The 17,590-nt window shown below is 72.4% G+C and carries 16 protein-coding genes; 1 reads left to right on the forward strand and 15 read right to left on the reverse strand.

Translation table 11 applies throughout. The annotated features are described in order from the left end of the window. Positions 1 to 69: 69 nt before the first annotated feature. From ASG83_RS01985 to ASG83_RS02005, 5 genes are all read right to left on the reverse strand, one after another. Complete coding sequence (locus ASG83_RS01985; RefSeq protein WP_055856525.1) at positions 70 to 1,236, reverse strand: serine hydrolase; 1,167 nt, start codon at positions 1,234 to 1,236, stop codon at positions 70 to 72. Then, positions 1,233 to 2,216 (reverse strand): glycosyl hydrolase family 32, encoded by a 984-nt coding sequence (locus tag ASG83_RS01990; protein WP_055856528.1) that lies wholly within the window; start codon positions 2,214 to 2,216, stop codon positions 1,233 to 1,235. The genes ASG83_RS01985 and ASG83_RS01990 overlap by 4 nt, the downstream gene beginning before the upstream one ends. Before the next feature lie 63 nt (positions 2,217 to 2,279). Continuing rightward, the gene (locus tag ASG83_RS01995; protein WP_055856531.1) at positions 2,280 to 3,104 is read right to left on the reverse strand and encodes a carbohydrate ABC transporter permease; all 825 of its coding nucleotides are present in this window, start codon (positions 3,102 to 3,104) and stop codon (positions 2,280 to 2,282) included. Then, positions 3,101 to 3,940: a carbohydrate ABC transporter permease gene (locus ASG83_RS02000; RefSeq protein ID WP_055859057.1), complete on the reverse strand. Its 840-nt coding sequence runs from the start codon at positions 3,938 to 3,940 to the stop codon at positions 3,101 to 3,103. The genes ASG83_RS01995 and ASG83_RS02000 overlap by 4 nt, the downstream gene beginning before the upstream one ends. Positions 3,941 to 4,082: 142 nt before the next feature. Beyond that, on the reverse strand, positions 4,083 to 5,438 hold the full coding sequence (locus ASG83_RS02005; RefSeq protein WP_235459989.1) for an ABC transporter substrate-binding protein: 1,356 nt from the start codon (positions 5,436 to 5,438) through the stop codon (positions 4,083 to 4,085). Positions 5,439 to 5,612: 174 nt separating this feature from the next. Between ASG83_RS02005 and ASG83_RS02010 the strand changes: the two genes are divergently transcribed. Next, positions 5,613 to 6,635 carry a LacI family DNA-binding transcriptional regulator gene (locus tag ASG83_RS02010; RefSeq protein ID WP_055856533.1) on the forward strand — a complete coding sequence of 341 codons (1,023 nt, stop codon included), beginning with the start codon at positions 5,613 to 5,615 and terminating at the stop codon, positions 6,633 to 6,635. 8 nt (positions 6,636 to 6,643) lie between these two features. Here the strand turns inward: ASG83_RS02010 and ASG83_RS02015 are convergent. The 10 genes from ASG83_RS02015 to ASG83_RS02060 all read right to left on the reverse strand — a co-directional run. Continuing rightward, the coding region (locus ASG83_RS02015) for an NAD(P)/FAD-dependent oxidoreductase (RefSeq protein ID WP_156711002.1) at positions 6,644 to 7,874 on the reverse strand (1,231 nt) is incomplete at its 5' end. 67 nt (positions 7,875 to 7,941) lie between these two features. Further along, positions 7,942 to 9,222 (reverse strand): S8 family serine peptidase, encoded by a 1,281-nt coding sequence (locus tag ASG83_RS02020; protein ID WP_235451389.1) that lies wholly within the window; start codon positions 9,220 to 9,222, stop codon positions 7,942 to 7,944. Then, a complete protein-coding gene (locus tag ASG83_RS02025; protein ID WP_055856535.1) occupies positions 9,195 to 9,713 on the reverse strand; it encodes a DUF501 domain-containing protein in 519 nt (172 codons plus the stop codon). The genes ASG83_RS02020 and ASG83_RS02025 overlap by 28 nt, the downstream gene beginning before the upstream one ends. After that, on the reverse strand, positions 9,710 to 10,228 hold the full coding sequence (locus ASG83_RS02030; protein WP_082599013.1) for a septum formation initiator family protein: 519 nt from the start codon (positions 10,226 to 10,228) through the stop codon (positions 9,710 to 9,712). The genes ASG83_RS02025 and ASG83_RS02030 overlap by 4 nt, the downstream gene beginning before the upstream one ends. 78 nt (positions 10,229 to 10,306) lie before the next feature. Continuing rightward, the gene (gene eno / locus ASG83_RS02035) at positions 10,307 to 11,587 is read right to left on the reverse strand and encodes a phosphopyruvate hydratase (protein ID WP_055856537.1); all 1,281 of its coding nucleotides are present in this window, start codon (positions 11,585 to 11,587) and stop codon (positions 10,307 to 10,309) included. Positions 11,588 to 11,681: 94 nt separating this feature from the next. Continuing rightward, complete coding sequence (gene hisS, locus ASG83_RS02040) at positions 11,682 to 13,016, reverse strand: histidine--tRNA ligase (RefSeq protein WP_055856540.1); 1,335 nt, start codon at positions 13,014 to 13,016, stop codon at positions 11,682 to 11,684. A 63-nt stretch (positions 13,017 to 13,079) separates the two neighbouring features. Then, positions 13,080 to 14,165 carry an ABC transporter permease gene (locus tag ASG83_RS02045; protein WP_235451388.1) on the reverse strand — a complete coding sequence of 362 codons (1,086 nt, stop codon included), beginning with the start codon at positions 14,163 to 14,165 and terminating at the stop codon, positions 13,080 to 13,082. Next, entirely contained in the window at positions 14,162 to 15,085 is a 924-nt protein-coding gene (locus ASG83_RS02050; protein WP_055856543.1) for an ABC transporter ATP-binding protein, read from the reverse strand. Before ASG83_RS02050 ends, ASG83_RS02045 begins: the two co-directional genes overlap by 4 nt. 47 nt (positions 15,086 to 15,132) lie before the next feature. Next, positions 15,133 to 15,873 (reverse strand): MazG family protein, encoded by a 741-nt coding sequence (locus ASG83_RS02055; RefSeq protein ID WP_055856546.1) that lies wholly within the window; start codon positions 15,871 to 15,873, stop codon positions 15,133 to 15,135. A 187-nt stretch (positions 15,874 to 16,060) separates the two neighbouring features. Further along, positions 16,061 to 17,473 (reverse strand): MDR family MFS transporter, encoded by a 1,413-nt coding sequence (locus ASG83_RS02060; protein WP_082514876.1) that lies wholly within the window; start codon positions 17,471 to 17,473, stop codon positions 16,061 to 16,063. Positions 17,474 to 17,590 lie beyond the last annotated feature (117 nt).

The following is a 17,590-nucleotide window of genomic DNA, read 5'->3' on the forward strand; positions in this document are numbered from 1 at the left end:
GCGCCCCCGTGCGACGCCGGGGACGCCCCCGAGCCTACGCGGCGAGCACGGCGCGACACGGGAGCGCCCTCAGGACAGGCACGCCCGCAGCGCGTCGATGATGCGCGTCGCCCGCGGATCCTCGGCCTCCATGACGTTCGTGAGGAAGGCGAAGCCGACGCCGTGCACGGGGTCGGCGAAGCTCACCTGCCCGCCCGCTCCGTCGTGGCCGAAGCTCGCGCCGGTGAGGTAGCGACGGGCCTCCGAGTCGAGCTGGAAGCCCATGCCCCAGCGCGGCCACGGGGGCGGCGCGGCGAAGTGCGGGGCGCCGCTGGTCTGCACCTCGAGAGCGCGATCGAGCGTCGCGTCGTCGAGCAGGCGCATCCCGCCCTCGTCGACGACGGTCGCCGACCAGATCGTGGCGAGCGCGCTCGCGGTCGCGATGCCGCCCGCGGCCGGAATCTGCGCGGCGTGCAGCCGCGGGTCGTTGAAGCCCTCGGTGTCCTCGACGAGCGTCGCCGGCAGCGCGGCGCCGAGGGTCATGGCGCGGTCGAGCCAGTCGATCTGCGACGGGTCGCGCTCGGCGGTCTGCCGGTCGACGAGCCCGCGCAGGGTCGGGCCGACCGTGAGGTGGGCGACGCGGTGCTCCTGCTCGGGCGGCAGGCCGATCCAGGCGTCGACGCCGAGCGGGGCCGTGACGGCGTCACGGAAGTAGTCGCCCACGCTCGTGCCGACGATGCGCCGGACGACCTCGCCGACGAGCCAGCCCTGCGTGATCGCGTGGTACGCGTAGGCCTCCCCCGGCTCCCACAGCGGTCGCTGCGCGGCGAGCGCGCTCGTCACCGTCGACCAGTCGAGGATGTCCTCGGTCGAGAGATCGACGTCGGGCGCGCTGAGCCCCGACCGGTGCGCGAGCACGTGCCGCACGAGCACGCCCTCCTTGCCGGCGGCGGCGAACTCGGGCCAGTAGTGCGCGACCGGGGCGTCGTAGTCGAGGCGCCCCTCCTGCACCAGCCGAGCGGCGAGCAGCGCGGCGAGACCCTTCGTGCACGAGAAAATGACGCTCGCGGTCTCGGGGGTCCAGGGCTCGGCGGTCCGGACATCCCGGACGCCGCCGTGCAGATCGATGACCGCGCGGCCCCCGACGCGGATGCTCAGCGCCGCGCCCATGCGCTCATGGCCGTCGAACGCGCGGACGAAGGCGTCGGCCACGGGCTCGAAGCCGGGCTCGACGGCGCCGGCGATGAGCGCGCTCATCGGCCGACCTCCGCGACCGCGCCGACGACGAGCCCCGACTCGGCGGACCAGCTCAGCGGCATCGGATCCGTGATGCCGCCGACGAACGCTCCGGACTCGTCGAGGTTGCGGAAGCCCAGCAGCTGCCAGCGGCCGGAGCGATCCCGCACCGCCCGCGCCGCGTACGTCGACTCGTCGAGGATCAGCCGCGCGCCCTCCGGCGCGTACGGCCCGCCCTCGCGCGGCACCTCGACCGCCCACACGCCGCCCGTCTCGCCGCGCGCCTCGCGCGCTCCGGCGAGCGCGGGGGTGTCGCACGAGAACAGCAGCACGTCGTGGCCGTCGATGTCGATGATCTGCGGCACCTCGAGGTGCTTGAACCCGGCGCCCGGCGCCGAGAGCGCGGGAGCGGCGCGCCAGGTCACGAGGTCGTCCGAGACCGCGAGCCCGACGACGCCGCGATCGAGCTCATCGGCGCCGTCGCGCGATCGCGCCGTCACGAGCATCCACCAGCCGGTCGCGCCGCCCGGCGCGGGCATGACCCACGGGTCGCGCCACGCCTCCTCCGGCCAGACCGAGTGCCCGAGCGTCTCGTAGAGCGCGGGGTCGGCCGAGAGCGAGAGCTCGGGATGCTTGACCCAGGTGTGCAGATCGGTCGAGGTCGCGACGGCGACCGTCTCGATGTTCGCGTGGGAGTCGGGGCGCAGGAACCGCGAGCCCGTGTAGTGCATGCGCCAGCCGCCCGCGGGGTCGCGCACGATGCTGCCCGTCCAGGTCGCGTCGGCGTCGACGGCGTCGCCGCCGCTCGGCAGCAGGCACGGCCCGAGGTCCTCCCACTCGCGCAGGTCGGTCGAGATCGCGTGGCCGAGCCGCGCGTTGCGGTGCCGCAGGTGCGGGTCGCCGAGCGAGCACGGCGCGTGCAGGTAGTACAGGTGGAACCGCTCGCCGTCGTCGGCGAACCAGAAGTCCCAGACCCAGTGGTCGCGAAGGGAGAAGGGCATGGCGAGTCTCTCTGACTGAGGGGGGTGAGCAGTGTGGGGGCGGAGCGGAGTGCGGCGGGGCGGTCAGCCCTTGACCGCTCCCTGCAGCAGCGCCCGGATGAACTGGCGCTGGAAGATCAGGAACACCGCGATGGCCGGCAGGATGATGAGGAGCGCGCCCGCGTTGAGCAGCGGGATGCTCAGGTAGTACTGGCCCTGGAAGAAGGTCAGCGCCCCCGCGACCGTGCGGTCGAGCGGGTCGGCGATGAGCACGACCGGCAGCAGGAACTGGTTCCACGTCCAGATGAACAGCAGGATGGTCAGCGCGCTGACGGCGGGCAGCGCGAGCGGCAGCTGGATGCGGAAGAACTCCTGCCACATCGTCGCGCCGTCGACGCGCGCCGCCTCCGACAGCTCCCGCGGCACGTTCACGAAGTGGGCGCGCATCCAGAACACCGAGAACGGCATGAACAGGCCGATGAGCGGGAGGATCACCGCCCACTGGGTGTTGAGGGTGCCGAGCCCCTGCGCCTGGTAGTAGAGCGGGATGATGAGCGCCTCGAACGGGATGGTGAGCCCGAGCACGAAGACGATGAGGATGCCGCGCGCCCCGCGGACCCGCAGGCCCCCGAGCGCATAGCCCGCGAGCGTCGCGATGATGAGCGCGACGGGCACGACGCAGATCACGATGAACGCGCTCGAGCCCATGAGGCGCCAGACGTTGCCGACCTCGAAGGCGGTGACGAAGTTGCCCCACTGCGGATCGGTGGGCCACGTCAGACCGATCGGGTTGCGGTCGGCCGGCTGCAGCGCCGCCGACAGCATGTTGGCGAGCGGGATGAGGGTGAGAACGACCGCGAGGGCCAGCAGCAGACGGCCGAGGACGACCTCGGTGCGGGAGATGATCAACGGTCGCTCGCTCTCGAGAGGCGCTGGATCGGCAGCACGAGGGCGAGCACGAGCAGCATCATGACGATGCCGAACGCCGAGGCGAGGCCCACGTCGCTCTGCGTGAATCCGATGCGGAAGATGAGCAGGCCGGGCACGAGCGTCGCGCGCCCCGGCCCGCCCTGGGTCGAGGTGTAGATGATGTCGAAGGTGCTGAGCGCGGCGATGACCGTGAGCGTCACGAGCACCGCGATCTCCTGCCGCAGGCCCGGCAGCGTGATGGTGAAGAACTCGCGCCACCATCCGGCGCCGTCGAGGCGGATGGCCTCGAAGAGCGACTGGTCGATCTTGCCGATGCCGGTGAGCAGAAGCACGGTGCAGAGGCCCGTGAGCACCCACGAGCCGATGAGCCCGACCGCGGGCAGCGCCGTGCCGTAGTCGGCGAGCCAGGGCCGGGTGATGAATCCGAGCCCGAGGCCGCTGAGGATCTGGTTGACGGCGCCGGTCTGCGCGTACATCCACGACCAGGCGATGCCGGCCGCGGCGAGCGGGATGATCTGCGGCAGGAAGAGGACGGTCTGGGATGCCCGCAGCACGAATCCGTCGCGCATGCTGCGGATGAGCGTGGCGAGCACGAGTCCCGTGCCGACGGGGATGATCGTGAAGAAGGCGATGAGCACGAAGGAGTTGCGGATCGCCCCGAGCAGGTCGGGGTTCGTGAACACCTGCGCGTAGTTGTCGAGGCCGACCCAGGTGGCGACGCCGATGCCGTTCCAGTCGTAGAACGAGTACTGGATGCCCGTGGCGAGCGGGTAGATGACGAACCCCCCGTAGGCGGCGAGCGCCGGCACCAGCATGAGCCAGCCCGAGAGGTCACCCCGTCGGGCCGCCGCGCGTGCGGCGGCCCGACGGGGTGCGTTCGAGACTCGAGTCGCGATCACGCTGCGCCCTCATCCAGGCGAGAGGAGGCGGCCGGACGCCGCTCGAACGCGCTCATGGTCAGCCCGCGATCTCCTGCTCGTAGAACGCCTGGACGCGCTCGACGAACTCCTGCCCGGTGATCTGGCTGGTGACGAGCAGCTGCGACTCGGGGATGATCGAGCCGGCGTAGATGCCCGCGGTCGTGTTGGCCATGAAGTCGACCTGGCCGTTGTCGGCGCCGATCTGCGCCGACATCTCGAGCGCGCGCTCGATGAGCGAGCCGGGCTCGACCTCGGGCAGCGGCAGGGTCGGGTCGCCACCGGGCGAGGCGCCCGTGACGTCGACGACGATCTGGCGCGCGGCCGGGTCGGTGTGCACCCAGTTCAGGAAGTACACGATCTCATCGATGTTGTCGCTGCCCGCGGCGACCGAGAACGAGTTCGCGGCGCCCATCGCGATGAAGCGGTCGCCCTCGTTGGCGGGCGGGGCGAGGAAGAAGGTCACGTCATCGCCGAGCGCCTCCTGGTAGCCGGCCGCGGCCCAGTTGCCGTTGAACGTGAACAGGCCCTCGCCCTCCGAGAAGCGCGTGACGAACGTGAAGTAGTCGATCGCGTTGATGTCGGACGGGAAGTAGCCGGCGTCGGCCCACTCGCGCACCTTCTCGGCGCCCTGGATGTTGCCCTCGGTCGCGTAGGTCGCGCCCGGCTCGTTGAACATCCAGCTCAGGAACTCGTCCTGGTCGGCGTACTGGTTCATGAGCGCCTGCACGACGAAGTTCACGACGCCGTCGCTGTCACCGGCCATGATCGGGAGCTCGCCGGCGGCCTTGGCGGCCTCCATCATCTCCTCCATCTCGGCGATGGTCGTCGGGGGCTCCGTGAAGCCGAGGCTCTCGGCGATCGCGAGGTTCATGTACACGCCAGTGACGCTGTAGCCGAGGCCCAGCTGGTAGAGCGAGCCCGAGCCGCGCACGCCCTCCTCCGACATGCGCAGCGGCGAGAGCTGCGAGGCCGGCCAGGCGTCCCAGCCGTAGGCGTCGAAGTACGGGTCGAGGTTCGCGAGCAGGCCGTCCTTCACCGTGTCGCCGATCGTCGGCAGGCGGATGAGGTCGGGCGGGTTGTCGCCCGCGAGCAGGCGCGGGGCGTTCGCGGTGAGGTTCTGGAACGTGTCGCGCGTGATCTCGAACGTGACGTTCGGGTGCTGACGCGTGAACTCCTCGGTGAGCGCGTCGGTGGCCGGGAAGCCGGTCTCGTCGGCGATCGTGAGGACGACCTCCTCGTCGGTCAGCTCCGTGCTGACGGTGACGTCGTCGGTCTCGGCGGGGTCGGCGGCGGGGGCGCCGGGAGCGCAGCCGGCGAGGGCGAGCATCGCGAACGCGATCGACGCCCCGATCGCTGCGCGCGGGGTGGCGCGCCGCGTCATGTGAGAACGCATCGTGGGGACTCCTTTGTCGTGACTCTTGGTATCAGACGAGCGTCCGGTCGCCAGGGACCGCGCCGTCCTGCACGGGCACACCGCCCTGCTAAATCCATTTAGCAATACACTCGACCGTGTTGTCAAGCCAGGGTGCACACTGCGCACTCTAGACTCGCGCCGGAAAGGATCCGAATGGCCGGCAGACGCGTGACGCTCGCCGACGTCGCCCGCCGCGCGGGCCTCTCATCGTCGGCGGCATCGATGATCCTCAACGGTCGCCCCGATACCCGGCTGTCGCAGGACGCGCACGACCGCGTCATCAAGGCGGCGGCCGAGCTCGGCTACCGCCCGAACATCGCGGCCCGTGGGCTGCGCACCGACCGCACGCACACGATCGGCTTCGTCTCGGACGTCGTCGCCACCACGCGCTTCGCGAGCGGACTCATCAAGGGCGCCCTCGATGCCTCGCACGCCGCCGGATACGTCATGACCGTGCTCGAGACCGCGGGAGACCCCAAGCGCGAGGCCGAGGCCGTCGAGGCCGTCCTCGACCGCCAGGTCGACGGCATCATCTTCGCGACGATGCGCTCGCGCGAGCTCTACGTGCCGCCGGTACCGGACGGAACGCGGGTCGTGCTTCTCAACGCGACCAACGAGGCCTTCCCGGTCTCGATCCTCCCCGACGAGCAGGCCGGCGGGCGAGCGGCCGTCGAGCTGCTGCATCGCGCGGGGCATCGATCGGGCATCCTGCTGCTCGGATTCAACGCCGAGAAGGAGAAGGGCCTGTTCCGCTCGATGACGGTCTCGCGCCGCATCGCCGGCATCAGCGAGGCGATGCACGAGCACGGCATGGAGTTCCTCGCCGAGGAGTCGATCTGGCTGTGGGAGCCCGAGAACGGCTACGCGGTCATGAAGCGCATGATCAAGAAGCACGGGCGAGGAATCCGCGCCGTGCTCGCCCTCAACGACCGGCTCGCCTTCGGCGCGAGCCAGGCGCTCGCCGAGGCGGGGCTGAGCATCCCGGAGGACGTCTCCATCGTGTCGTTCGACAACGACGAGCTCGCCTCCTACATGCGACCCGGCCTCACGACCATCGCCCTCCCCCACGAGCAGATGGGGCGCGCGGCGATCGAGGCGCTGCTCGACCGCTCGCAGTCGGGGGAGATCCTCGTCCCGATGCCCGTCATCGAGCGGGCGTCAATCGCCCCCGCCTGAACCGCGGACTACGCCTTCGGGCGCGTGGCGAAGGCCTGGAAGTACTCCTGCGGCTCCTCGCGCGCGGCGAGCGTGACGTTGTCGCGGCCGAGGAGGAGGTTCCAGAGCCAGCCGCTGAACACGCGGATCTTGCGCTCCCACATCGGGATCGCGAGGCCGTGGTAGCCGCGGTGCGCGACCCACGCCGGGAAGCCCTTGATCGCGATCCTGCCCGACTGGAAGACGCCGTGGCCGAGGCCGAGGCCCGCGACCGCGCCGAGGTTCTTGTGCACGTAGTCCTGGGGCTCCTCCCCGCGCAGGACCGCGACGAGGTTCTTCGCCAGGCGCTTGCCCTGGCGCACGGCGTGCTGGGCGTTGGGCACGCAGAAGCCGCCCACGCCGCCGCCGGTGAGGTCGGGAACGGCCGAGACGTCGCCGGCCGTCCAGGCGCCCTCGACGACGGCACCGCTCTCGTCGACGACGCGGAGGTCGGCACGGGCGCGGATGCGGCCGCGCTCCTCGACGGGCAGGTCGGTCGAGCGAACGACGGGGTTCGCCATCACGCCGGCCGTCCAGATGATGAGGTCGCTCTGGAAGCTCTCGCCCGTCGACAGCTCGATGACGCCGTCGACGGCGCTCGTGAGCTGGGTGTCGAGGTGCACGATCGCGTCGCGCTGCGCGAGGTTCTTGAGCACCCACTGGCTCGTCTCGAGCGACACCTCGGGCATGATGCGGCCCATCGCCTCGATGAGGTGGAAGTGGGTGTCGTCGATCGAGAGCTGCGGGTACTCCTTCAGCAGCGAGCTCGCGAGGCTGCGCAGCTCGGCGAAGGTCTCGATGCCGGCGAAGCCGCCGCCGACGACGACGACCGTGAGCAGGCGGTCGCGCTCGGGGCCGGCCGGCAGGAGCGCGGCGCGGGCGAAGTTGTCGATGAGGCGGTCGCGCACGGCGACGGCCTCCTCGATCGCCTTCATGCCGATGGCCTCGTCGGCGACGCCCGGGATGGGGAACGTGCGCGACACGGAGCCCGCGGTGACGACGATGTGGTCGTACTCGAGCTGCCAGGGCTCGCCCGCCTCGGGCGTGATGGTCGCGGTCTTCGCGGCGTGGTCGATGCCCGTGACCTTGGCCGTGATGATCCGCGTCCTGTCGAGGTGGCGGCGCAGCGAGACGACCGCGTGCCGCGGCTCGATCTGACCGGCGGCGACCTCCGGCAGGAAGGGCTGGTAGGTCATGTAGGGGAGCGGGTCGACGACGACGNCGCCACCGACGATCAGGATTCTGGGCACGGGGGAACGATCTCCTTGTGGTGAGGGACCCGGACAATCTACCCCGAGCGAGCACGCCTGACGAATCGCGCGGCGCCGATCGAGACGGCCGCGATGACGAGGAGCGAGCCGCCGAGCACGGCTGCCCCGACGGTTGCGAGGGGGGCGATGGCCGCCACGACGGGGCGCACTGCCTCACCGATCCTACCCAGTCCGGGATGCCCGGCGCGCCCGACCGCCTCGCGCGCGCTCTCGACGCGCACGCTCCGCACCTCGGCGTCGGCCCGTCGGTTGAGCGAGATCCACTCCGCGAGGCTGCCGAGGGGGTTCTCGGCGACGGGAGGGAGGTCGGCGCGCACGGCGGCGGCGGCATCCACGAGCCCGTAGCCGTACAGGGGGTCCGGCACGGTCGCGGTGACGGGTCTGGCGGTGCCGATGAGGCGCGCGACGACGTCGGCGGCGGTCGCCTCGGGGTGCGCCGAGCGGATGAGCGCGGCGATGCCGGCGACGATGGGCGCCGCGCCGCTCGTGCCCTGCCAGATGACGTGGCCGCCCCCGGGCACGGCGCCGACGAGCTGCTCGCTCGGAGCCATGACGGCGATCGAGATGCCCTGCGCGCTCGCCGTGTCGCTCGCGACACCGCGCCGGTCGACTCCCCCGACGGCGACGACGCCGGGGATGGTCGCGGGCGCGCCGACCTGCTCGGTGCCGCTGCCGCGGTTGCCGGCCGCGGCGATGACGACGACGTCGTTGGCCTCGGCGTACCCGAACGCGTCGTCCCAGCTCTCCGGCCATGACAGCGTGTTGCGGGTGAGCGAGAGCGAGATGACGTCGGCGCCCGCGTCGACGGCCCAGCGCACGGCCTCGGCGACCTGGGCGTCGCCGTCGCGCTGCTCGGGGCCGAACGCGAGCGAGGCGCTGAGGAGGCTCGCCTCGGGGGCCGCGCCGATGACCCCGTCGCCGGGCGCGCTCCCCCGGCCGGCGGCGAGCGAGGCGACCATCGTGCCGTGATCGGGAGCATCGCTTCCGACCGGCCGCGTGCCGTCGGACGAGCCGACGCCGGAGAGGTCGATGCCGTCGACGACGGCTCCGCGCAGATCGGGATGCGTCGCATCCACCCCCGAGTCGATGATCGCGATCGTGACGCCCGCCCCGCGCGTCACGGCCCACGCCGCGCGGATCCCGTACTCGTCGAGCCAGTACTGCCGGTCGCGGACGGCGTCGGCGGCGAGGATGCCCGGGGCCGCGACGGCGACGGAGGCGGGCACCGCGGGCGCCGCGCCGGCGATCGCGGCGAGGAGGAGCGCGGCCGCTACGAGCCGCGCTGGTCGGGGGCGCACGCGCACACCTCGGGACTCCAGTCGCACTCGGCCAGAGCGCGATCCCCGATCGGGTTGATGCCGGGGCCGACCGACAGGCTGTGGCCGATGAGGGCGTGCAGGCACTTCACGCGCGTCGGCATGCCGCCGGCGCTGATGCCCGCGATCTCGTCGACGTCGCCGAAGGTCGCGCGATCGGCGAGGTAGCTCTCGTGGGCGCGGGCGTAGGCCGCGGCGAGCGCAGGGTCGTCGGCGAGCTCGGCCTGGTACTCGGCCATGACGCCGCTCGCCTCGAGCCGCGAGGCGGAGGCGGTCGCGGCCGGGTGCGTCAGGTAGTACAGGGTCGGGAAGGGCGTGCCGCTCTCGAGCCGCGGGGCGGTCGCGACGACCGTCGGAGCGCCGCAGACGCAGCGGGCGGGGATGCCGATGACGTCGCGCGCGGGCCGGCCCAGCTGCGCGGAGACGATCCGGACATCCCGCTCGCTCGCGGGGTCGAAGGGCGGACGGCTCACGGGGCGGGCTCCGTCGCGGGCGGGGTCTCGGTCTCGGGGCCGACGAGCTCGACGGCCGGGAGGTCGGTGAGGGCGGCGGTGAGCACGGAGGAGAGCACGGCGCGGCTCCAGTCGATGCGGGTGCGCTGGATCTCGTCGCTCACCGGCTGCACGGGGCCCACGTCGATCGTCGCGCCGTCGTCGATCACGAGGTAGCTGATGTCGCCGGGCTTGACGTAGAGGAGGCGGTCGCGGGCCTGCGACTCGATGTAGGCGGGGTCGGACCACCGGTCGATCTCGGAGGAGAGACCCTCGACGGCGCGCTCCTGCTCGGCGACGCGGGCCTCGAGCGCCGCGATCTCCTGCTGCTGCTCGACGAGGATGCGCAGGGACGGGGCGAGCACGACGAGGGCGCCGATGATGAGCACGAGCACCGTGACGGTGAAGCCCGAGATCTCGAGATTGCGGAACCACGGGGTGGAGGCCGGAGCGTCGGCGGGCAGCTCGACGGGGAGGTGTCGCGAGCGGCCGGCCATGCCTCCAGCCTACGCGAGGGGCCCGCCTCCTCCCGGGAGGGAGAGGGCGGGCCCCGGAGCGCTGACGCGGCGGACGGACTAGCCGCGGAAGCGCGGGAAGGCGGTCCGCGCCGCGTACACGGCGGCGTCGCCCAGCTCCTCCTCGATGCGGAGCAGCTGGTTGTACTTCGCCACGCGCTCGCTGCGGGCGGGCGCACCGGTCTTGATCTGCCCGCAGTTGGTCGCGACGGCGAGGTCGGCGATCGTGGTGTCCTCCGTCTCGCCCGAGCGGTGCGAGAGCACGGCCGTGTAGCCGCTGCGCTGCGCGAGGGAGACCGCGTCGAGCGTCTCGGTGAGCGAGCCGATCTGGTTGACCTTCACGAGCAGCGAGTTCGCCGTGCCGCGCGCGATGCCGTCGGCGAGGCGCGTGGGGTTGGTGACGAAGAGGTCGTCGCCGACGATCTGCACGGCGCCGCCGATCTCGGTCGTGAGCGCGGCCCAGCCGTCCCAGTCGTCCTCCGACATCGGGTCCTCGATCGTGACGAGCGGGTAGTTCTTGACGAGGTCGGCCCAGAACGCGGCGAGCTCGGTCGCCGAGCGCTGCGAGCCCTCGAAGTGGTACGCGCCGTCGCGGTAGAACTCGGTCGCGGCGACGTCGAGGCCGAGCGCGATGTCGGTGCCGGGCGTGAAGCCGGCCTTCTCGATCGCGGCGAGCAGGAAGTCGAGCGCGGCGGTCGTGCCCGCGAGGTCGGGGGCGAAGCCGCCCTCGTCGCCGAGGCCCGTGGCGAAGCCGCCGGCCTTGAGCTCGCCCTTGAGCGCGTGGTACGTCTCGGCGCCCCAGCGCAGGGCCTCGGTGAAGCTCTCGGCGCCGATCGGGAGGATCATGAACTCCTGCACGTCGACCCCGGTGTCGGCGTGCGCGCCGCCGTTGATGACGTTCATCATCGGCACCGGCAGCACGTGGGCGTTGGGGCCGCCGAGGTAGCGGAAGAGCGGCAGGTCGGCCGAGTCGGCGGCGGCCTTCGCGACCGCGAGCGAGACGCCGAGGATGGCGTTCGCGCCGAGCTTGGACTTGTTCTCGGTGCCGTCGACGGCGCGCAGCTCGCCGTCGATCAGGCGCTGGTCGCTGGCCTCGAGGCCCTCGATCGCCGGGCCGAGCACGTCGATGACGGCGTCGACGGCCTTCAGCACGCCCTTGCCCAGGTAGCGGCCCTTGTCGCCGTCGCGCAGCTCGTAGGCCTCGAACGCACCGGTCGACGCACCCGAGGGCACGGCCGCGCGCGAGACGGTTCCGTCGTCGAGCAGGACCTCGACCTCGACGGTCGGGTTGCCTCGCGAGTCGAGGATTTCACGGGCTCCAACGGCCTCGATAGCTGCCACGAATGGGTCTCCTAACCAGTGGGGGTGCGGACGCGACGGTGGTGGTCGTCCGCAGGGAATCCTACTCGCCGCGAGGAACGCGGCCCCGGTCGCCTCAGGCGCTGCGCTCGAGCGGCCGCCAGTCGAGAGCCGAGGCATCCGCCCCGGTGCTCGCGCTGACCGTCGCGAACCGGGCGAAGCCGTCGGCGGCGAGCTGGTGGAGCGCCGTCCTCATGTTCTTCGGGCGCTTCACGAGCCGCACGCGGGCGCCCTCGGCGACGAGCGTCGACTTCAGCGCCATGAGGTCGGCGGCGCTCACGTCGCGGTCGTAGACGAGGGCCGCGTCGCCGTCGCCGTCGCCCTCGGGCAGCTCGACGAGGTCGATGAGCCGCTCGAAGCCGAGCGAGAAGCCCGTCGCGGGCACGTCGCTGCCGAGGAAGCGGCCGATCATGCCGTCGTAGCGCCCGCCGCCGCCGAGCGAGTAGCCGAGCTCGGGGTGAGCGACCTCGAAGATCGGGCCCGTGTAGTAGCCCATGCCGCGCACGAGGAAGGGGTCGAAGACGAGCGGCACCGCGTCGCCGAGGCCCGCGGCGATCGCGGCCAGGTCGGTCAGGGCCGCCTCGTCGACGCCGGCCGGGAGGAGCGAGGCGATGCTTTCGGCGGTGAGGGCGCCGCCGGCGGCGGGCGCGCGGCGCTCCCCCGAGCCGTCGGCGGCGGACGCCGCCTCCGCCCCGAACGCGGCGAACGCCGGAACCGCGGCGAGGGCCTCGATCGCGTCGGTCGCGTGGCCGCGCTCGCGCAGCTCGGCGAGCACGCCGGCCGTGCCGATCTTGTCGAGCTTGTCGAGGGTGATGAGCACCTCGGCGGGGCTCTCGGGGGCGAAGCCGAGCACCGTGAGCATGCTCGTGAGCAACCGGCGGTCGTTGATGCGGATGCTGCAGCCGGGGATCCCGAGGGCGTCGAGCGCGCTCGACGTCGCCGCGATGAGCTCGATCTCGGCGATGACTCCCGGCTCGCCGATGATGTCGATGTCGCACTGGACGAACTGGCGGAACCGGCCCTTCTGCGGGCGCTCCGCGCGCCAGACGGGCGCGATCTGGATGGCCCGGAAGACGCCGGGCAGCTGTCCGCGGTTGCTCGCGTAGAAGCGCGCGAGCGGCACCGTGAGGTCGAACCGCAGGCCGAGGTCGGCGAGGTCGAGCGCGGTCGCGGCGGAGCGCAGGTCATCCGTCGTCAGCGCCCGCCTCATGACCGCGAAGGCGAGCTTCTCGTTGTCGCCGCCGAGGCCCGCATGCAGGCGCGAGGCGTCCTCCATCACAGGGGTCTCGATCTCGTCGAAGCCGTGCGCGCGGTAGACCCCGCGGATCCGCGCGAGCACGTGCTCGCGGCGGGCCTTGTCACCGGGCAGGAAGTCGCGCATCCCGCGGGGCGGGGTCACCGGGCTGGCCATGCCTCGATTCTGTCAGAGCGCGCGGCGGGGTCCCGGCGAGCGGCGGATGCTCCGCCTGGAGCCTCACGCGACGCGCGCGCCCTTCGGCAGACGTCGGGAGGGCGTCCGCGTGCGGGCGACCGCGCCCCACAGCGCGAGTGCCGCGAGACCGGCGTGGATCAGCAGACCCACGAACCAGCTCGGCACCGTGGAGGCGTAGATCTCCTCCGGCGTCGGGTAGTCGTACGGATCCTGGAAGCCGTTGCGGGCGCTCTCGCACTCGTCGTAGACGGTCTCGGCGTCCGGCGCGATCTGCGCCTGACGGATGCCGAGCCCGATGCCGCCGAAGAGGTCCTCCGGGTTGCCGTTGCTGTCGAACGTCGTCGGCGAGGCGTCGGCGAGCACGATGTAGGGGTTCGCGGCGAGCAGCCACCACACCCGGTCGAAGCGCGGCGACTGGTAGGTGGTGACCTCCGGCTCGAGGCAGCGGATCTCCTCGGGGATGCCCGTCTCGGGGTCGATCTCGCCCGAGTAGTCGAGCCCGATGTAGACGTTGCGCACCTCGGTCTGGTTGACGAGGCCGCCGAGCCCGAACGCGATGAGCGTGCCGATGCTGAGTGCAGCGACGACGAGGTAGGTCGTGACGACCGAGAACAGCGCGCGGGTCTGCAGGCCCGACAGACCGACGCCGACCGCCGCGACGACGCCGAGCTCGAGCACGAGCACGCCGAGCGAGGTGAGCATCGTCAGGAACGGCACCCCGCCGAGGACGACCGCGAGGACGATGAACGGGAGGCTCGCCGCCAGGAACGTCAGGGCGATCGTCCAGGCGGCGAGGAACTTCCCGAGCACGATCTGCCCCGCGCTGACGAGCGTCACCTGCGTGGTCGCGAGAGTGCCGGCGTCGCGCTCGGCGTTGATCGCACCGCCCGAGACCGCCGGCGTGACGAGCGTGCCGACGAGCAGCACGAAGAAGATGATGCTCGAGTAGATCGCCGCGTTGTCGAGGCTGCCTGCGCCGAACTGCGTGAGCGCGAGCCACAGCAGGAGCGTGACGACGCCGACCACGACGAAGACGACGCTGAGCAGGACGATCCACGCGACCGAGCGGACGCGCTGGCGCAGCTCGAGGCTCGCGATCGTGCCGAGGCCGATGATCCAGCGGTTCACGAGCGGCCGCCCTTCGCGAGGTCGAGGAAGGTGTGCTCGAGGTCGCCGACCGCGGGCCCGAACGCGCTGATGCCGACGCCGTGCGCCGTGAGCCGGGCCAGCAGGGCCGCGGCCTCCGGCTCGCCCGCGACGGGCACGAGCACGCCCAGATGGTCGGCGCCGGAACTGGGGATTCCCAACTCGGCGAGCGCCGCGGTCAGGGCGGCGGGGTCGAGCGCGCGGATGCGCCAGTCGCGCACCGTCGCGCGGCTCGCCTCGACGCTCGCGCGCGACGCGGTGACGCCGGCGTCGATGTACACGGCCTCGTCGGCCATCTCGTCGAGCTCGGCGAGCACGTGGCTCGAGACGAGGATCGCCGCGCCCTCGCTCGCGAGCCGCCGCACGAGGACGCGGAGGTCGATGCGCGCGGCCGGGTCGAGACCCGACGCGGGCTCGTCGAGCAGCAGCACGCTCGGGCGGTGCGCGAGGGCCCGCGCGAGGCTCAGGCGCTGCTTCTGCCCGCGGCTCAGCACGCGCGTCGGCTGGTCGGCGAGCGCCTCCAGGCCCACCAGATCGATGAGCTCGGATGCGCGGACGCGGGCCTGCGCGGCCTCGATCTCGTACAGGCGCGCGGTGGTCTCGAGGGTCTGGCGCACGGTCAGCGTGGCCCAGGAACCGAGCACGTCGGGCATCCACCCCATGACGCGCCGCACGGCGCGGGGGTCGGAGATCGGGTCGTGGCCCTCGATGCGGATCGAGCCGCGATCGGGCTCGAGGAGGGTCGCGAGCATGAGCAGCAGCGTCGTCTTGCCGGAGCCGTTGGGCCCGATGAGGGCCGTCACGGCGCCCGCTCGCGCCTCGAAGGTCACGTCGCGCACGGCGTGCACGTCGCCGAAGCTGCGCGCGACGCCCTCGACCGCGATCGCGGGTTGGGTGGTCATGGGGGTGAGTCAAGCACTCACGGCACCCGGTGTCGAGGAGGACTCGCCTATGGCGACGATTCCTCGCCGGACACCGTCGCGGTCGCGGCCGTCGAACCGGCGGCGCGGATGCCCGCCTCCAGATCGCGCGTCGCCGTGCGGAGGGCGCGCTCGGCATCCCACCCCCGCTCGCGGGCGACCGCGACCAGGTGGAGGAGCTCCTCGCCCAGGGCCCGCTCGTCGGCGAGGTCAGGGCGCTCGCGCCCCGCAGTCTGCGGCGCGACGCCGAGCGCGCCGCCCTTGCTCAGCACCTTGTCGGCGCGCACGAGCGCCGGCAGTCCGCCCGGCAGCCCGTCGAGCACGCTCGTGCGGGTGGGCTTCTCGGCGGCCTTCCACGTCTCCCAGTTGGCGGAGACCTCGTCGGCGGTGTCGGCGACGACGTCGGCGAAGACGTGCGGGTGGCGGCCGACCATCTTGAGCATGCTGCGGGCGGCGACATCCTCGATCGTGAAGGGCGCGTCGGAGTCGGCGGCGGCGATGTCGGCGTGGAAGAGCACCTGGTAGAGCACGTCGCCGAGCTCCTCGAGCAGGTCGTCGCGGGATCCGTGCTCGATCGCCTCGATGAGCTCGTGCGCCTCCTCGATGAGGTACTTCGTGAGGCTCTCGTGGGTCTGCTCGGCATCCCACGCGCAGCCGCCGGGGGCGCGCAGCCGCGCCATCACGCCGATGAGCGCGTCGAGCGCGGGGTGCGGCTCGACCGGGGTGCCGGCCGGGGGCGCGGCGGAGGCGGCGGGGGTCGGCGAACTCATGCCGTCATCCTGGCATCGGCTCGCCACTCCCCGGCCCCCTCGCGGCTCTCGATACCAAATGCAGGACGACGCGGCGGCGCACCCGGCGTGTCGCCGCGACACGCCGATGCCGAGGTGTCGCCGCCCTTCATTTGGTCGTCAGGGCGCGCGCGGGGTGGGCCGGCCCACCCAGTTCGGCGGGTGCAGCTCAGGCGGGCGCGGCAGCGTCCGCGGCCGCGCGGTCGGGCGCGGCGTGCGCTTCGTCGCCCTTCGGCGCGGGCGTGCGCGGCATCGTGGACGCCGCGACGAGGGTGACGACGGCGGCGACGAGCGTCGCGGCGAAGACGGCCGACGACGCCGCGATGATCGCCTCCGCGCTCACGCCCTCCCCCGCCGGAGCGCCCTCGCGGCCGATGATGCCGTTGGCGATGGCTCCGAAGATGGCGACGCCGACGGCGCTGCCGATCGAGCGGGCGAAGAGATTGGTGCCGGTGACCACTCCGCGCTCGTTCCAGGGCACGCTCGACTGCGCGGCGATGAGCGAGGGCGTGGCGACGAGCCCCATGCCGAGGCCGCTGACGAAGCACGCGACCGCGACGACGGCGACCGACGGCACCCCGGCCGTGGCGGCGAGCACGACGGGCCCCGCGATCACGAGCACCATGCCGATGAGCACCGTGTTCCGGAATCCGACCGTCAGGTAGAGCCGCCCCGACTGCGCGGCCGAGATGGGCCAGCCGATCGTGAGGGCGCCGAGCGCGAGACCGGCGATGAGCGGCGAGACCCCGAGCGAGCCCTCGAGGTAGGTGGGCACGTACGAGGTGAGCCCGAACAGCACCGCGCCGATGCCCGTCGACACGAGCGTCGTGGTGAGCAGCAGCCGCCGCGAGAATACCCACATCGGCAGGATGGGCTCGGATGCGCGCCGCTCGGCGAGGCCGAACGCGACGAGCAGCGCCCCGCCCCCTCCGAACGCGAGCGCGCTCTGCCACGAGAGCCACGGCCACGACTGGCCTCCCTCGAGCACTCCGACGAGGAGCAGCGCGAGTGCGGCGGTGAGAAGCACGGCGCCGAGGTAGTCGACCCGGTGGGTGCGGCGCTCGACGGTCTCGTGGAAGTGGCGGATGAGCATCCACCCCGCCAGCACGCACAGCGGGACGTTGACGAGGAAGATCCAGCGCCACGCGTCGAGCTCGGCGAACAGGCCCCCCAGCAGGGGCCCGATGACGGCGGATGCCCCCCACACGCTCGCGATGTAGCCCTGCACCTTGGCGCGCTCGGCGACGGAGTAGATGTCGCCTGCGATCGTGATCGACATGGGGCCGACCGCACCGGCGCCGAGGCCCTGCACGGCGCGGAAGGCGATGAGGGCGGGCATGCTCCAGGCGAGGCCGCACAGGATCGAGCCGACGAGGAAGAGCGCGATGCCGGTGAGGATGATCGGCTTGCGCCCGACGACGTCGCTGAGCTTCGCGTAGATCGGCACCGAGACGGCCTGGGCGAGCAGGTAGATCGAGAACAGCCACGGGAACTGCTCGAACCCGCCGAGCTCGGCGACGAGGGTCGGCACGGCGGTCGCGAGGATGGTCGCGTCGATCGCGACGAGGCCCGTGGTGACCATGAGCGAGAGCAGGATCGGCCCGCGCGAGGAGCGGAGTCCGACGTCGGCAGTGCTCAGGGGTCGCTCCTCGGTTCGGGGCCGTCATCGGCGCGCTGCTGGCCGCTGCGCGCGGTCGGC

This window comes from Yonghaparkia sp. Soil809, from assembly GCF_001429705.1.
Taxonomy (GTDB): domain Bacteria; phylum Actinomycetota; class Actinomycetes; order Actinomycetales; family Microbacteriaceae; genus Microcella.

Bases quoted from the DNA above. Each gene is read 5' to 3' on its own strand.
- ASG83_RS01985 (WP_055856525.1), bottom strand. From the start codon at position 1,236: ATGAGCGCGCTCATCGCCGGCGCCGTCGAGCCCGGCTTCGAGCCCGTG.
- ASG83_RS01990 (WP_055856528.1), bottom strand. From the start codon at position 2,216: ATGCCCTTCTCCCTTCGCGACCACTGGGTCTGGGACTTCTGGTTCGCC.
- ASG83_RS02000 (WP_055859057.1), bottom strand. From the start codon at position 3,940: ATGCTGGTGCCGGCGCTCGCCGCCTACGGGGGGTTCGTCATCTACCCG.
- ASG83_RS02005 (WP_235459989.1), bottom strand. From the start codon at position 5,438: ATGCGTTCTCACATGACGCGGCGCGCCACCCCGCGCGCAGCGATCGGG.
- ASG83_RS02010 (WP_055856533.1), top strand. From the start codon at position 5,613: ATGGCCGGCAGACGCGTGACGCTCGCCGACGTCGCCCGCCGCGCGGGC.
- ASG83_RS02030 (WP_082599013.1), bottom strand. From the start codon at position 10,228: ATGGCCGGCCGCTCGCGACACCTCCCCGTCGAGCTGCCCGCCGACGCT.
- hisS (WP_055856540.1), bottom strand. From the start codon at position 13,016: ATGGCCAGCCCGGTGACCCCGCCCCGCGGGATGCGCGACTTCCTGCCC.
- ASG83_RS02050 (WP_055856543.1), bottom strand. From the start codon at position 15,085: ATGACCACCCAACCCGCGATCGCGGTCGAGGGCGTCGCGCGCAGCTTC.
- ASG83_RS02055 (WP_055856546.1), bottom strand. From the start codon at position 15,873: ATGAGTTCGCCGACCCCCGCCGCCTCCGCCGCGCCCCCGGCCGGCACC.
- ASG83_RS02060 (WP_082514876.1), bottom strand. From the start codon at position 17,473: ATGGTCACCACGGGCCTCGTCGCGATCGACGCGACCATCCTCGCGACC.